General features: G+C 69.3%; 8 protein-coding genes. 6 read left to right on the top strand and 2 right to left on the bottom strand.

Annotated elements, in window-relative coordinates; translation table 11 throughout:
- Positions 1 to 31: 31 nt before the first annotated feature.
- The 6 genes from BIX52_RS12350 to BIX52_RS12325 all read left to right on the top strand — a co-directional run bounded on the left by BIX52_RS12350 (position 32) and on the right by BIX52_RS12325 (position 9,277).
- The gene (locus BIX52_RS12350) at positions 32 to 1,264 is read left to right on the top strand and encodes a bifunctional alpha/beta hydrolase/OsmC family protein (RefSeq protein ID WP_075221581.1); all 1,233 of its coding nucleotides are present in this window, start codon (positions 32 to 34) and stop codon (positions 1,262 to 1,264) included.
- A 144-nt stretch (positions 1,265 to 1,408) separates the two neighbouring features.
- A complete protein-coding gene (locus tag BIX52_RS12345) occupies positions 1,409 to 2,962 on the top strand; it encodes a Do family serine endopeptidase (protein WP_075221381.1) in 1,554 nt (517 codons plus the stop codon).
- A 281-nt stretch (positions 2,963 to 3,243) separates the two neighbouring features.
- Entirely contained in the window at positions 3,244 to 3,924 is a 681-nt protein-coding gene (locus BIX52_RS12340; RefSeq protein WP_075221580.1) for a response regulator transcription factor, read from the top strand.
- Between the two features lie 42 nt (positions 3,925 to 3,966).
- The gene (locus BIX52_RS12335) at positions 3,967 to 5,472 is read left to right on the top strand and encodes a sensor histidine kinase (protein WP_083660204.1); all 1,506 of its coding nucleotides are present in this window, start codon (positions 3,967 to 3,969) and stop codon (positions 5,470 to 5,472) included.
- The gene (locus tag BIX52_RS12330; protein ID WP_075221380.1) at positions 5,462 to 8,293 is read left to right on the top strand and encodes a bifunctional [glutamine synthetase] adenylyltransferase/[glutamine synthetase]-adenylyl-L-tyrosine phosphorylase; all 2,832 of its coding nucleotides are present in this window, start codon (positions 5,462 to 5,464) and stop codon (positions 8,291 to 8,293) included. The genes BIX52_RS12335 and BIX52_RS12330 overlap by 11 nt, the downstream gene beginning before the upstream one ends.
- Positions 8,294 to 8,512: 219 nt before the next feature.
- Positions 8,513 to 9,277 (top strand): HpcH/HpaI aldolase family protein, encoded by a 765-nt coding sequence (locus BIX52_RS12325; RefSeq protein ID WP_075221379.1) that lies wholly within the window; start codon positions 8,513 to 8,515, stop codon positions 9,275 to 9,277.
- Between the two features lie 68 nt (positions 9,278 to 9,345).
- Here the strand turns inward: BIX52_RS12325 and BIX52_RS12320 are convergent, their stop codons facing one another.
- Positions 9,346 to 11,853 carry a PAS domain-containing sensor histidine kinase gene (locus BIX52_RS12320; protein ID WP_245803185.1) on the bottom strand — a complete coding sequence of 836 codons (2,508 nt, stop codon included), beginning with the start codon at positions 11,851 to 11,853 and terminating at the stop codon, positions 9,346 to 9,348.
- Positions 11,854 to 12,383: 530 nt separating this feature from the next.
- A complete protein-coding gene (gene pepN, locus BIX52_RS12310) occupies positions 12,384 to 14,954 on the bottom strand; it encodes an aminopeptidase N (RefSeq protein WP_075221377.1) in 2,571 nt (856 codons plus the stop codon).
- Positions 14,955 to 15,118: the final 164 nt, after the last annotated feature.

Genomic DNA, 15,118 nt, shown 5'->3' with positions numbered 1-15,118 from the left:
AGCGGTTGCGATGGACGAAGAGGCGGTTGCCATGGGCGAAATGAAAGTGACGGGCAGCCACGGCGCCACGCTGTCGGCGGCGGTCGATCTGCCCGCGGGGCCGGTGCGCGGCGTCGCGCTCTTCGCCCACTGCTTCACCTGCGGCAAGAACGTGCGCGCCGCGCGCACCATCACCCGGCGCCTCGCCGAGAAGGGGATCGCCGCGGTGCGGTTCGACTTCACCGGCCTCGGCAGCTCGGAAGGCGATTTCGCCTCCACCGACTTTTCCTCCAACGTCGCCGACCTCGTGGCCATGGCCGATGCGATGCGTGGCGGCATCGGCGCGCCGACGCTTCTCATCGGTCACTCGCTGGGCGGCGCTGCGGTGCTGGTGGCTGCCGCGCGCATCCCCGAGGTGAAGGCGGTCGCCACAATCGCCGCCCCGTCCGATGCGGATCACGTGATGCACACATTCGGCGCCGATCTCGCCCGGATCGAAGAGGACGGCGAGGCCGAGGTGACCCTGGGCGGCCGGCACTTCACCATCCGCTCCAGCTTTCTGGACGACCTTCGCGGACACAAAGTCACCGATGCGGCGCGGATGCTGAAGGCGGCGCTCCTCGTGATGCATGCCCCGCGCGACGGGCAGGTGGGGATCGACAACGCCACGCGCCTCTTCGTGGCCGCCAAGCACCCGAAGAGCTTCGTTTCACTGGGCGATGCGGACCATCTACTCAGCGCGCCGGACGACGCCGCCTATGCCGCCGACGTGATCGCCGCCTGGGCGGGCCGATTCGCACTCGGCGCCGCCGCCACTCCGGACACAGCCGAGGTCGCGCCGCAGGACGGCGTGCGCGCCAGCGATGCCGGCGGCGCCTTCCGCACGGCGATCGCCGCCGGGGGCATCACGCTGATGGCCGACGAGCCGGTGTCCGTCGGCGGCGAGGCCAGCGGTCCGACCCCTTACGATTATCTCGCCTCGGCCCTCGCCGCCTGCACCTTGATGACGATGCGCATGTACGCCGCGCGCAAGGGCTGGGTGGTGGACGCGACCGTCGATGTCCACCACGACAAGGTGCACGCGGCGGACTGCGCCGAATGCGTCGGTCTGGAGCCGGGGCCGGGCGGCAAGGTGGACCGCTTCCGGCGCATCATCACCTTCGGTCCGGGAACCCCCGCGCAGCATCGCCCGCGCCTCATGGAGATTGCCGACCGCTGCCCGGTTCACCTGACGCTTCACAGGGGGGCGGCCATCGTCACCACCCAAGCGGCGGCGGGCGGCTGAGCCGGCGCGGACCGAGGCTCTGTCCCGAGGGTGGGGACAGGCTGTGAGCTTACCAAATTGTCACACCGCGGACAGTGCCGCGTAATCTCACCTCTCCTACCTTCATAGGCGAAGACGAGGATCCCCATCCGACAGGAGATTTGAATGGGATTGAACATCGCCAACGCCGGTAAGCGCCGCGTCGCCGCGCTGATGGCCGGGACCTTCCTGATGGGTGCTGCCGGTGCCGCGGTGGTGGACGGTGTCGGCTCCACGCCGGCCCACGCGCAGAACCTTTCCGCCCAGGTTCCGGGCACCGTCCAACAGAACACGCCGAGCTTTGCCGACGTCGTCGACAAGGTGAGCCCCGCCGTCGTGTCGATCCAGGTGAAGAGCCGTGTCGCCCCGCGCCTCTCCAACTTCCGCGAAGGCTCGCCCTTCGACTTCTTTGAAGAATTTTCCGAGCGCTTCGGCCGCCGCGACGAAGGGGGCGACCGCAACCCGTTCGGCAACCGTGAGCGCGGCAATCGCGGCCGCCAGTTCTCGATGGGCCAGGGTTCGGGCTTCATCATCTCCGGCGACGGCTATGTCGTGACCAACGGCCACGTGGTCGACGATGCCGAGGAAGTCACCGTCATCCTCTCCGATGGTGAGACCCACGAGGCGACCGTCGTCGGCGTCGACGAGAAGACCGACCTCGCGCTCGTCAAGATCGAGGGCGACCACGACTTCCCCTTCGTGACCTTCGCGAGCCAGGAAACCCGCGTGGGCGATTGGGTGATGGCGGTCGGCAACCCGTTCGGCCTCGGCGGCACGGTGACGGCGGGCATCGTCTCGGCGCGCGGCCGTGAGATCGGCGCGGGCCCCTACGACGACTTCCTGCAGATCGACGCGCCGATCAACCGCGGCAACTCCGGCGGCCCGACCTTCAACCTCAACGGCAACGTGGTCGGCGTGAACACCGCCATCTACTCGCCGTCCGGCGGCTCGGTCGGCATCGGCTTCGCGATCCCGGCCTCCATCGCCGAGGACGTCATCGCCGACCTGAAGGACGACGGTTCTGTGACGCGCGGCTGGCTCGGCGTGCAGATCCAGTCGATCACCCCGCAGCTCGCCGAATCGATCGGCCGCAACAACGTCACCGGCGCTCTGGTGACCGAACCGCAGGACGGCAGCCCCGCCGCCGACGCCGGCATCGAGCCGGGCGACGCGATCGTGGCCGTCGACGGTGAGCAGGTGGAGAGCCCGCGTGACCTCGCCCGCACCATCTCGGCCAAGCAGCCGGGCTCGAAGGTGGCGATCACCGTGTGGCGCGACGGCAAGGAGCAGCAGGTCGAGGTGACTCTCGGTACGCTGGCGGAGACGCAGACCGCGAGCCGCGACAGCGACCGCCGCCCCGACCGTAACCAGGAGGCGCAGGAGACCGCGCAGGTTCTGGGCATGACTCTGGTTCCGGCCCGCCAGACCGGCCTCGACACGGACGGCCTCGCCGTCATCAGCGTCGACCCGGACAGCGCGGCGGCCGAGGCGGGCATTCGCTCCGGTGACATCATCATGCAGGCGAGCGGCGAGGATGTCGCGAGCCGCTCCGATTTCGAGGAGGGCATGGCGATCGCCCGTGAGGAAGGCCGCAGCAACGTCTTCCTGCGCATCCAGTCCGGCGAGAACGCGCGCTACGTCGCAGTGCCGGTCGAGGAGGCCGAGGCCGACCGCGGCTGACACCCGCACATGGGGGACGCCGGCCCGTTCCGGCGTCTTCCCTGGCACACTTACCGGTCCCGGCTGGCCTCGCGGCCTCAGTATTGCGTTCCGCGAGCCCGGCCGGGGCCGTTTCCATGTCCGCTGCGACGTAAGGTTCGGCCGGAACCGCGGTGCGGCGATTGCCGGCCGGCGACGGGCGGACGATGTAGACCGAGGAGCGGGCCGCAAGAGCCCGTGTGATGATGCGGATGAGCCGGGCCCAGCAATGGGTTGAGCCAAGAGGGATGTTGGACGTTGCCATGAAGGTGCTGATCGTTGAGGACGACCAGGAGGCGGCGCGTTATCTGGCCCGCGGTCTGGGCGAGGCAGGTCATTCCTGCGACACCGCCGCGGACGGCGAAGACGGCCTCGAAATGGCGCTGGATGCGGACTACGACGTTCTCATCGTCGACCGCATGCTGCCCAAGCGGGACGGCCTGTCGCTCATCGAAAAGCTGCGCGAGACCGACAAGCAGGTGCCGATCCTGGTCCTCTCCGCGCTCGCCCAGGTGGACGACCGGGTGAAGGGCCTGCGCGCCGGTGGCGACGACTATCTCACCAAGCCCTACGCCTTCACCGAGCTTCTGGCGCGCATCGAGGCGTTGGGGCGGCGCAAGCAGACGGCCGATTTCGAGGCGGTCTACAAGGTCGGCGATCTGGAGTTGGACCGGCTGTCCCACACCGTGCAGCGGGCCGGCAAGTCGATCATCCTGCAGCCGCGCGAATTTCGCCTGCTGGAATATCTCATGCGCCACGCCGGGCAGGTGGTGACGCGCACGATGCTGCTCGAGAACGTGTGGGACTATCATTTCGACCCGCAGACCAACGTGATCGACGTTCACATTTCCCGCCTGCGCGGCAAGATCGACAAGGCGTTCGACCGTCCGTTGGTGCACACGGTGCGCGGGGCGGGCTATGTGATCCGCGCCGACGCGGATTAGCGGGCGGCCGCGCCACCCATCCGGCCGCCGAGGGAGAGACGAGTGAGCGAGACGACGGCCCCGGAGGCGACTGCGCCCCGCCGCGCCGACCGGGCGGCACGGGGCGGCGACACCTCCCCCAGCAGCGACGGCAGACGCGCCAAGAGCCTGCGCCGCGCGCGGCTGGTGCGCACGACCGCCTTCAAGCTGACGATCGTCTATCTTCTCGTCTTCGGCGGGCTGGCGCTCGGCCTCATCGCCTACATCTCGAACACCACCAAGGACATCATCGACCGCCAGCTCGAATCGGCGATCGAAGGCGAGACGGTGGAACTCGACAACGAGTACCGCCGCGCCGGACTGTTCCGGCTGATGCGCATCGTCGAGCAGCGCTCCATGCGGCCGGACGCCAATCTCTACCTGATCACCGATTTCAGCGGCAATCCGATCGCCGGCAACGTCGCCGAGCTGCTTTACGACCCCTCCAAGGCGACGCCTGGCGCGGCGTTTCCGGTGCTCTATACCCGCCTCGTCCCGTCCGAGGGGGCGGAGGGGCGCACCCACCGCGCGCTCGCCCGCCTTTCGGTTCTGGGCGGCAACTACCGCCTTCTCGTCGGCCGGGATGTGGAGGACCGCATCGAGTTTTCGGGCATCATCTCGCGCGCGATCCGCGGCGCGATGGTGGTGGTGGCGGTTCTGGCGCTGCTCTCCTGGGCGTTCATCTCCCGCGTGGTGCTGCGCAAGGTGGACGCCATCGCCGGCTCCACCCGCCAGATCGTCGCGGGTGACCTGTCGCGCCGCCTGCCGACGGACGGGTCGGGCGACGAGTTCGACCGCCTCGCTGCCGGCGTCAACACCATGCTGGACGAGATCGAGCGTCTGCACGCTGGGCTGCAGGAGGTGTCGCAGAACATCGCCCACGACCTGAAGACGCCGCTGACGCGGGTGCGCAACCGGCTGGACGAGATGATGCGCTCCGCTCCCGAAGGCGAGGAGCGCGAGGCGATGCTGGCGGCCACGGTGGAGGAGTGCGACCAGCTCATCCGCACCTTCGACGCGCTGTTGACCATCGCGCGGGTGGAGAGCCACACCACGGCGGTGGCGCTGGAGCCGACGGACCTGTCGGCGGTGGTGGCGGACATGGCGGAGTTCTACGAACCTGCTGCCGAAGATGCGGGCATGTCCCTGGTGACAAAATTTGCACCTGGACTTCGTATCCCCGGAGAGCCCACACTGCTGCGCACGATGATCGCGAACTTGCTCGACAATGCTATGAAATACGGCACCAGCCCGACCAACGTCGTCGACCTGACCCTGGCGCGCGAGGGCGACTGGGCGGTGTTGACCGTGCGCGACCACGGCCAGGGCGTCGGCGACCGCGACCGCGCGCGCCTGACCGACCGATTCGTGCGGATGGATGCCGCGCGTTCCAAGCCCGGCGCAGGGCTCGGCCTGTCGATGGTGAAGGCGATCGTCGGCCACCACGGCGGCCAGTTGGCGCTGCAGGATGCGGCGCCGGGCCTTGCGGTGCGGATCACTCTGCCTCTGGCGGGTGCAGATGCGCGCTGACGCGGCGCTCGGCGGTCAGCTCACGCCGCTTCCCGGCCCCGGCGACGCGCAGTTCGACGAAACGATCCGCGCCACCCCCGTCGCCGCGCTTCCGGAGGACGTCAAGGCCGCGCTCTCCACCGTCGCCTCGGTCTCGCCTTACCTGAAGCACCTCATGCTGTCTCACCCAGCCGACCTTCTGGCCGTGCTGGACGCGCCTCTGGCCTCCACGGTGGACGCCATGCTGGTGCCTCCGTCGGCCGATCTCGCGGCGGTCGGCGCGGCGCTGAGGGCGGCCAAGCGGCGCATATCGCTCGCCGTCGCTCTCGCGGACCTTCTGGCGGGGGCGGACGTCGCCACCGTCACCGCCGCGCTCAGCCAGACGGCCGACCGCGCCATCGACACGGCGCTGGCGAGCGTCCTTTTGGAGGCCGGGCGCCACGGGGTGAAGCCGGACCAGGAGACGAGCGGGCTCATCGTCCTCGGCCTCGGCAAGCTCGGCGGATGTGAGCTCAACTATTCCAGCGACGTGGACCTCGTCGCGCTGGTCGACCCGGATCGGGCTGAGCCTGCGGGGATCGACCAGAAGCGCGCCGTTCGCCTCATCCAGGGCATGGCCAAGCTGCTGCAGGAGCGCACGGCGGACGGGTACGTCTTCCGCGTCGACCTCAGGCTGCGGCCGGACCCCGGCGCGACGCCCGTCGCCGTCTCCACCTGGGCCGCGATCGCCTATTTCCAGACGCGCGCCCGCTCGTGGGAGCGGCAGGCGATGATCAAGGCGCGGCAGGTGGCGGGCGACCGGCGCGCCGGCACCGCCTACCTCTCTGCCGTCGCCCCGTCCACCTGGCGCGCGGCCTACGACTTCACCATCATCGACGACACGATGGCGATGCGCGAGCAGATCGCCGCCGTGCGCGGGGCGGGCACGTTGACTGTGCCGGGCCACAACGTGAAGCTCGGCCGCGGCGGCATCCGCGAGATCGAGTTCGTGGTGCAGAGCCTGCAGCGGATCGCCGGCGCGCGCGACAGGCGGCTGCGCGGCCGCTCCACGGTGGCGATGCTGGCCGCACTCGCCCGTTCCGGCTGGCTCTCCGCAGAGGCCGCGCAGGAGCTGACCGAGGCCTACGAGGTGCTGCGCCGGGTGGAGCACCGGGTGCAGATGGTGGCCGACGAGCAGACCCACGAGCTGCCGCCGGAGGACCGCCTACCCGCCATCGCCCGGATGATGCGCAGCGACGACCTGAAGGGCGAGCTGGCGGCCGTCTTCGCCACCGTCCACCGGCGTTTCGGCGAGCTGTCCGGCACCATCGGCCAGACCAATCCGCTGCTGAAGGGGATGGTGAACTCGCCCCAGGTGCCGGACCGGGTGGCCGAGGCGTTCGCCGCGAAGATGGGGGATTGGACGTCCGATCGCTACGGCGCGCTGCGCAGCGAGCAGGCGCAGAAGCTCCTCACGACGCTCGCCCCCGCGCTGAAGGCGGCGCTGGCGGACACCGTCGATCCCGCCCACACCATCGAGGCGTTCGACGATTTCCTGGCGCGTCTGCCGCGCGGGGTGGAGTTTCTGGCAAGGCTCGACGCGCACCGCGAGCTGATCCCGGTGCTGGTGCTCATCGTTGCCTCCGCGCCGCGTCTGGCGGGTGAGCTCGCCCGCCGCTCGCACCTGCTGGACGTGTTGATCGACCCCACCTTCTTCGGCCGCCTGCCCAATGCCGAGGAGCTGGAGCAGGGGCTTGCCGCCGCGCTCTCCGCCGAGGACGACTACGAGGCCAAGCTCGATGCGATGCGCACCTTCGGCCAGGAGCAGGCGCTCTTGATCGACGTGCGCATCCTCACCGGGTCGCTGATCGGCCCGGATGCGTCCCATGCGCTGAGCCTTTTGGCCCAGGTGGTGACCCGCCATGCCCTCGCCGTCGCCGCGGACGCCTTTGCCGAAGCGCACGGGCGGCTGAAGGGCGGTGCGGTGGCGCTTGTCGCGCTTGGCAAGTTCGGCAGCGCCGAGATGACAGCCACCAGCGACCTCGACCTCGTCTTCCTCTACGGCTGCGCCGAGGATGCGGGCGGGTCGGACGGACGCCGCAGCCTGTCCCCCGGCCATTATTATACCCGCCTGGCCCAGCGTCTGATCGCGGCCCTCTCGGCGCCGACCGCCAAGGGCATGCTCTACGAGGTGGATTTGCGGCTGCGACCCGCCGGCCGCGCCGGGCCGATCGCGACGCACATCCGCTCCTTCGACACCTACCACGCCGAAAGCTCGTGGGTGTGGGAGCACATGGCGCTGACGCGCGCGCGCGTGGTCGCCGGGGACGACGCATTGGGCGAGGCGGCGCTTTCGACCATTCGCGCCGCGCTGGCCGCCGACGCGGCGCGCGAGACGCTGGCCGAAGACGTCGCCGCGATGCGTGCGCGCATGGCCGAGGCGCATACGGACGGGCTGAAGCACATGACCGGCGGGCAGGTCGACATCGACTTCCTCGCCCAATATCTCCAGCTTCGCCACGGCGTCTGCGACGTCGGTGGCGACACGTCCACTGCCGCCGCGCTGGTGCGGGCGCGCGAGGCGGGCGTGATAGCCGGTGACGATGCGGAGGTGCTTCTGGCGGCGAGCGCGCTCTACCAGCGCCTCTCGCAGGTCCTCGCGATCGCGTCGGAGACGGCGCTGAAGCTGGAGGACGCACCTCTGGCGCTGCAGCGCATCCTCATCCGCGCGGGGGAGGCGCCGGATATTTCGTTCCTCATCGCCGACCTGGCCGAGCGGCAGGCGGCGGTCCGCGCCCTGTTCGAGCGTCTCGTGGCCCCGCTCCCCGCCGTCCACGACGAGAAGACGCCGCTTCCAGCCTGACCCGTCCCGCCGGCGGCGCGCTTTAGCGGTGACGCGCTCCGTTTGGGGCAGGCTTCGACGATGACGCCGGCCCGGCCCGAGGAAGCTTGGGGCAGGGCGGCCGGGGCGAGGCGGCGGGAAAAGCTTGCGCTGGCGGCCGGGCGGCCATCATGGTGGGCGGCGCAGGTGGCGTCACCTGGCTGACAATAAACGCATCAAAGAAACGCGCGAGGATCGCCGATGGACCTTCCCGTCAACCGCTTCAAGGCCGCGCTCGCGAAGGGCGAGCGGCAGATCGGCTTCTGGTGCCAGATGGCCGATCCCGGCGGCATCGAACTTCTGGCCGGGGCGGGTTTCGACTGGCTGATGATCGACACCGAGCATTCGCCCATCAATCACCGCAGCGTCGTGCCGCTGCTTCACGCCGCGGCGGCCTATCCGGTGTCGATGGTGGTGCGCCCCGGATCGCTCGACCCGGCCGAGATGAAGAAGCTGATGGACGGCGGCGTGCAGACTCTGCTGGTGCCCTTCGTGCAGAACGCCGACGAGGCGCGCCAGGCAGCCGAGGCGGTCGCGTATGCGCCGCAGGGCATCCGCGGCATGGCCGGCCTCTCGCGCGGCGCCCGCTACGGCACCATCCCGAACTATTTTGCCCGCGCGCGGGACGAGATCTGCCTCATCGTGCAGATCGAGACCCAGTCCGCGCTGGACGATCTGGACGACATCTGCGCGACGCCGGGTGTGGACGCCGTCTTCGTCGGCCCGGCGGACCTTGCCGCGTCGCTGGGCTATCTCGGTGAGCCGGGCCACCCGGAGGTGCGCGCCGTGGTGAAGGACGCGGTGCGGCGGATCCGTGCCGCCGGCAAGCCGGCCGGCTTCCTCAGCCCCGACACCGGCTATGCGCAGGAGGTGGCCGACGCGGGGGCGAACTTCATCGCCGTCGGCATCGACCAGCACGTGTTGCGGCAGGGCGCACTCGGCCTCGTCTCCCACTGGAAGGGGTAGCGCCGGGCGCCGCCGCCCGGTGGTGAGAGCGGCGGGGCGACCGGCCCCGCCTCAGGCCCGTTGCGCCGTCAGGCCACCTTGCGCGGCAGGCGGACGGTCACCGTGGTGCCTTCGCCGACTTCGGATTCGATCACCATCTTGCCGCGGTGCAGCTCGGTCAGCGAGCGGGCGATGGCAAGGCCGAGGCCCGAGCCCTGATAGGTCTTGGTGAGCTGGGTCTCCACCTGCACGAAGGGTTGGCCGAGGCGCGCCAGCTCGCGCGCCGGGATGCCGATGCCGTTGTCCTCCACCGCGACCACGACGGCGTCCTTCTCCAGCTTGGCGCGGGTGGTGACGCGGCCGTCGTTCGGGGTGAACTTCACCGCGTTGGACATCAGGTTGAGAAGGATCTGCTTCATCGCCCGGCGGTCGACCTCGATGCGCATGTCCTCGGCGATCTCGGTGACGAGGTTGATCGACTTCTCCGCAGCGATCGGCGTCATGATGCGCGTCGCCTCGTTGAACAGCTCCGGCAGGTCGACCAGCTCCATGGAGAGATCCACCTGACCCGCCTCGATGCGGCTCATGTCCAGGATGTCGTTGATGACGCCCAGCAGGTAGCTGCCCGAGTGGTGGATGTCCTGCGTATACTCCACGTATTTCGGCGCGCCGAGTGAGCCGAACATCTCGCTCTTCATGATCTCCGAGAAGCCGATGATGGCGTTCAGCGGCGTTCTGAGCTCGTGCGACATGTTGGCGAGGAATTCCGACTTCGCCTTGTTGGCGTCCTCGGCGCGGTTCTTCTCCTCGGCATACTTTTCGGCGAGTTCGGCGAGCTGGCGCGTCTGATTCTCGGCGGTGCGGCGGGCGGACTTCAGCTCGACGACGTTGGCCTTCAGCCGCTTCTCCGATTCCATGAGGCGTTCCTCATGGGTCTTCAGCGTGGTGATGTCGGTGCCGACCGAGACGAAGCCGCCGTCCTTGGTGCGGCGCTCGTTGATCTGCAGCCAGCGCCCGCCGGCGAGTTCGGCCTCGTAGGACCGCTCGGTGTCCGGCCCGTCGGAGCGCGAAATCATGTGGCTGGACACCACCGGCTGACGCGCGGCGTTGATGACGACCGTGTAGGGCGTGCCGGGCGCCACGGCCTCGTCCGGCAGGTTGTGCATCTCCTGATACTTGGTGTTGCACATGACGAGGCGGTTCTGCGCGTCCCACAGGACGAAGGCTTCGGACACGGTCTCGATCGCGTCGCGAAGGCGCATGTCGGCGGTGGCGCTGAGCTCCTGCAGGCGCTTCTGCTCGGTGGTGTCCAGCGCGACGCCGATGAGGTGGGGGCGCCCCAGCTCGTCGTCGTGCACCAGCTCAGCGCGGAACCGCATCCAGATCCAGCGGCCGTCCGCGTGGCGCATGCGCAGCGTGCGGTCGAGCACCTTCATGTTGGAGTTGAGTTGCCGCTCGGCGATCTCGTAAAGGCCGCCGTCCGCCGGGTGGACCAGCGCGGCGACTTCGCGGAAGCCGATCAGCTCGTCCCGCGGTTCCATGCCCAAAACCTCGAACATGGAAGGGGTCCAGAACATGCGCCCGCGCGCGACGTCCCAGTCGAACAGGCCGCAGCGGCCGCGCGACAGGGCGGTGTCGATCCGCTCGGACGTCGCGCCGTAGATGTGGTCGGCCGTCTGCGCCCGCGCCGACTGGGCATAGAAGGCGTAGACGACGACGATGATCACTCCCGCCGTGGTCATGAAGAGGACGGCGTTGGTGCTCATCTCGTCCCGCCAGGCGGTGAGCACGCGCTGTTTCGATTGGGTGACGGCGACGGACGCCGTCTGATCGCTGATGTGGTGGACTGTGGCGAACTGGGTGCCGAGCGCCGAGTTCACCTCCATCACCCCGGCGCGCCGGCCGAATGTGGTCATCGGCTGGTTTTCGCCCAGCAGGAAGGCCGCCGGCTCGCCGATGAGGTCGGTGCGGAAGGGGGAGGTGGCGGTGATCCGCCCGCCTTCCAGAAGCGCGACGAGGCGGCCGTCCTGGGTCGCGCCGTCCGGCAGGCTGAGGGCGAAGATGTCCGACAAGGGTTGGTCCGACGTCTCGGCGCGGCGGCCCATTTCCGACGCCAGCGCGGAGGCGACGAGGGTGATCTCACCCTGTGCCTGCGCCTCGTCACGCGCCTTGTGGTCCAGCGTGATGGCGATGCGGTAGGCGGCGATGACGAGGACGAAGATGATGGTGAGAAGCGGAATGGCGCGGCGCAGCAGCGGCTCACGCGCCAGAAGCTGGCCGTAGCCGGGGGCGGCGAGAAGCTGGACGTGGCCGTTCATCTCGGACCGGCGGGCGCGGCTGGCATCGCTGCGGCGGCGCGGTGCGGCCCGCCCACCGTCGGCGCGGGCGCCGTCCGCGTGCGCCGGTTCGGCCCGCTCAGCGGCAGAGCGTGGCGCGGCTGCGGACGGGCGCTCGTCCTGCGGCCCGTCGAAGTCGTCGTGATCATCGTCGCGCTCGGTGCCGTCCATCACGCCCTCGGACAAGCCATCGTCGGACATATCACGGTCGGACAGGTTGCGGGCGGCCCCATCACGGTCCGCCGCGTCGTGGTCGGCCATGGCGTCCTCGCCCATCCGCACGAGGACTTCATGCGGCCTGGAGCCAGCGCGTGGCTTACCGGCACTTGATTTGGCAGCGCTCGATTTGGCGGTGCCCGATTTCCTGGTCGCGGCCTTGGGGGGACTCACGGGCGCAGCGGTGGCGGAACGTGAGGATGGCGTGCGCGATGGACCAGACGCGGCACTTTGTGAGGGTTTCGCCGGTGCGGACGGCGTGGCGCCGGGGCGCGGCACGGCGGTCTTGGCGGTCCGCGGCGGCGCGCTGCCGGCGGTGGAGGCGGGGCGCGGCCGCGCGGCGGGGGCCGGGCGAGCGGCTGGGGCCGGACGGGGAGCCGCTTCGGCGCCAGGGCGCGCGGCATCGGCCGCCGCCGGCGTGGCGGCGGGCGATACCGAAGATCGTTGCCCGCTTTCGGCTGATTGCGGCCGCGTTGCCATTCTGCCCCGACTGGTTGCCCGACTCGGGCGGGAGTGTAAGCGCCCGCCCGAGCATCTCCAAGTCGAGTTAAGGCTTCGTTCCTGCCTGTCCCGGCTTATTGTTTGGCGGTCAGCCGCCGCGCAATGTCGACGACATCCGAAGACGTGGCCGATTGAAGCACTCCGCCGAGCACGTCTGCGGCTTGTTCACGTTGCTGCGAATCAAACCGGCGGACATCGGAAAAGGACGTCAAGAGGCGCGCCGCCACCTGGGGATTCGACTTGTCGAGCGCGGTCGCGACCTCCGCCACCAGCCGATAGCCCGACCCGTCCGCCTTGTGGAAGGCGCCGACATTTTGCGCGAAGGCGCCGATCAGGCTGCGCACGCGGTTGGGCGTCTTCAGGCTGAACTTGGGGTGGCTCATCAGCCCGCGCACCCGCGCTTCGGCGCCGTCGTCCGGCCGCATCGCCTCAAGGGCGAAGTATTTGTCCAGCACCAGAGGTTCGCCGTCATAGGCGGCGGCGAAGGACTTCAGCGCCTCGTCCGCCTCCGGGGCATTGGCGAAGGCGAGGGCACCCAGCGCGGCGAGGCGGTCCGTCATCGTCGTGCCGTTGGCGGCCTGGTCGACGGCGCGGCCGCTATCTCCGGCGGCGGTCAACAGCGTCAGCGCCGCGTTGCGCAGCGCCCTGTGGCCGGCCGCCTCCGCCGACACGTCGTCCGGCGCCGGAAGCGGCGATTCGAACAGCCGTTCCAGCACGTCCTTCATGTGGCTGCCGATCGCCGCCGAGAGACCCTGGTGGGCCGCTTCGATGCGGACCGGGTCGACGTCGCTGCCGATCGCCTCGATCAGCGCCTGGCGCGTCGGCAGGATGAGGGTGAGGGCGCGGAAGGCCGGTTCCTGGTCCGGGTTGGTGGCGAGCGCGGAGAGCGCCTCGGCGAGCCCTGCCTCGTCCGCCTCGGTCCCCTCGTAGCGCGCCCGCATGGCGGCGAGTGCGATCCGCTGGGCGGCATCCCAGATGTTGAAGGGGTCGTCGTCGTGGGCGATCAGGAAGAGGTCGCGCGCGGTGTCCGGCGTGCGCTCGATGATCACCGGGGCCGAGAAGCCGCGCATCACCGAGGCGACCGGCGCCGTCGCCTGGTTCGGCACGCTGATCGTCACCTTGTCGGTCAGGATGATGTGGCCGGGGCCGACCTGGCCGCCGGTGATGGTGGCGGTCGACGGGTCCACGAACTCCGTGCCGGACAGCAGCGCGAGACGCACCGGGATCGGCTTCAGCCCGGCGCCTTCGGCCGGGGTCTGCGTCATCGTCAGCGTGTAGGTGCCGGCCGCGAACTCTTCCGTCACCGTCACGCGCGGCGTTCCGGGCTCCTGATACCAGGTCAGGAAGGCGGCTTTGTCGGCGATGGGGAAGCAGTCGATGAACTCTTCGATCGTCGCCGCGGTGCCGTCATACTTGAAGAAGTAGAGGTCCATGCCGACGCGGAAGGCCGCCTCGCCGATCATGGTGTGGATCATGCGGATCAGCTCGGCGCCCTTGTCGTAGACGGTCGCCGTGTAGAGGTTGGAAATCTCGTCGTACTTGGACGGGCGGACACAGTGACGCAGCGGCGAGGCGTCCTCCGGGAACTGCGCCGCGCGCAGGCGGCGCACGTCGGCGATGCGCTTCACCCCGCGCGAGCGTTCGTCGGAGGTGAACTCCTGGTCGCGGAAGACGGTGAGGCCTTCCTTCAGGCAGAGCTGGAACCAGTCGCGGCAGGTGATGCGGTTGCCGGTCCAGTTGTGGAAATATTCGTGGGCGATGACGGTCTCGATGCCCGAATAGTCCTGGTCCGTCGCCACTGCGGGGTCGGCCAGCACGTAACGGTCGTTGAAGACGTTGAGGCCCTTGTTCTCCATCGCCCCCATGTTGAAATCGCTGACGGCGACGATGTTGAAGATGTCGAGGTCGTATTCGCGGCCGAAGCGCACCTCGTCCCACGTCATGGAGCGCTTCAGCGCGTCCATCGCATAGGTCGCGCGCGGCTCCTTGCCCTTCTCGACGTAGATGTTCAACGCCACCTTACGGCCGGACTTGGTGGTGAACGTGTCCGACACCGCGCCGAGATCACCGGCAACGAGCGCGAACAGGTAGGTCGGCTTGGGGAAGGGGTCGTGCCACTGCGCCGTCATGCGCCCGCCCGACACCTCGCGCTTCACGAGGTTGCCGTTGGACAAAAGCAGCGTGTCGCCTTCCGCATCGGCGACGATGTAGACGTCGTAGACCGACAGGACGTCCGGCCGATCGTAGGCGTAGGTGATGCGCCGGTAGCCTTCCGCCTCGCACTGGGTGCAGTAGACGCCGTTGGAGCGGTAGAGGCCCATCAGCTCGGTGTTGTCGTCCGGCGAGACCACCGTGACGAGAGTGAGCGAGAAGGCGCCCTTCGGGATCGTCTTCAGCACGAACGAATCAGGTGTCGCCTCGTAGGCGCTGGCCGGGGCCTTCTTGCCGTCGATCTCCACGCCGACGAGGTTGAGCCCGTCGCCCACGAGCTTCAGGGGGCCGCCCGTCACCGGCTCGAACACCGTGGTGGCGCGCACGACGGTGCGTGTCGGGTGCAGCGCGAACATGAGCGACACGTGCGGCGCGCGGTAGGGCGTCGGCTGATAGTCTTTGAGATAGACCGTCTGCCCGGTATCGGTTCGCATGGCTTATCCTCTTCCCATCGGCGTTCCGCGTTGCCGCGAAATGCGGGCGCGCAATCGGCCCTGGATTTCAAGGCCGCCTCGCTTCATTAAGGCATTCAGGCCGTACCCGATGCCCCCATCTTTGGCGAGATGGGCGTGATCGCCTATGTTGCCATCAAATTCAA

Source organism: Acuticoccus yangtzensis, from assembly GCF_001927245.1.
In the GTDB taxonomy this organism is placed as follows: domain Bacteria; phylum Pseudomonadota; class Alphaproteobacteria; order Rhizobiales; family Amorphaceae; genus Acuticoccus; species Acuticoccus yangtzensis.
Note: the sequence above shows the minus strand (reverse complement) of the source record. Positions and strands in the feature narration are given on the sequence as shown.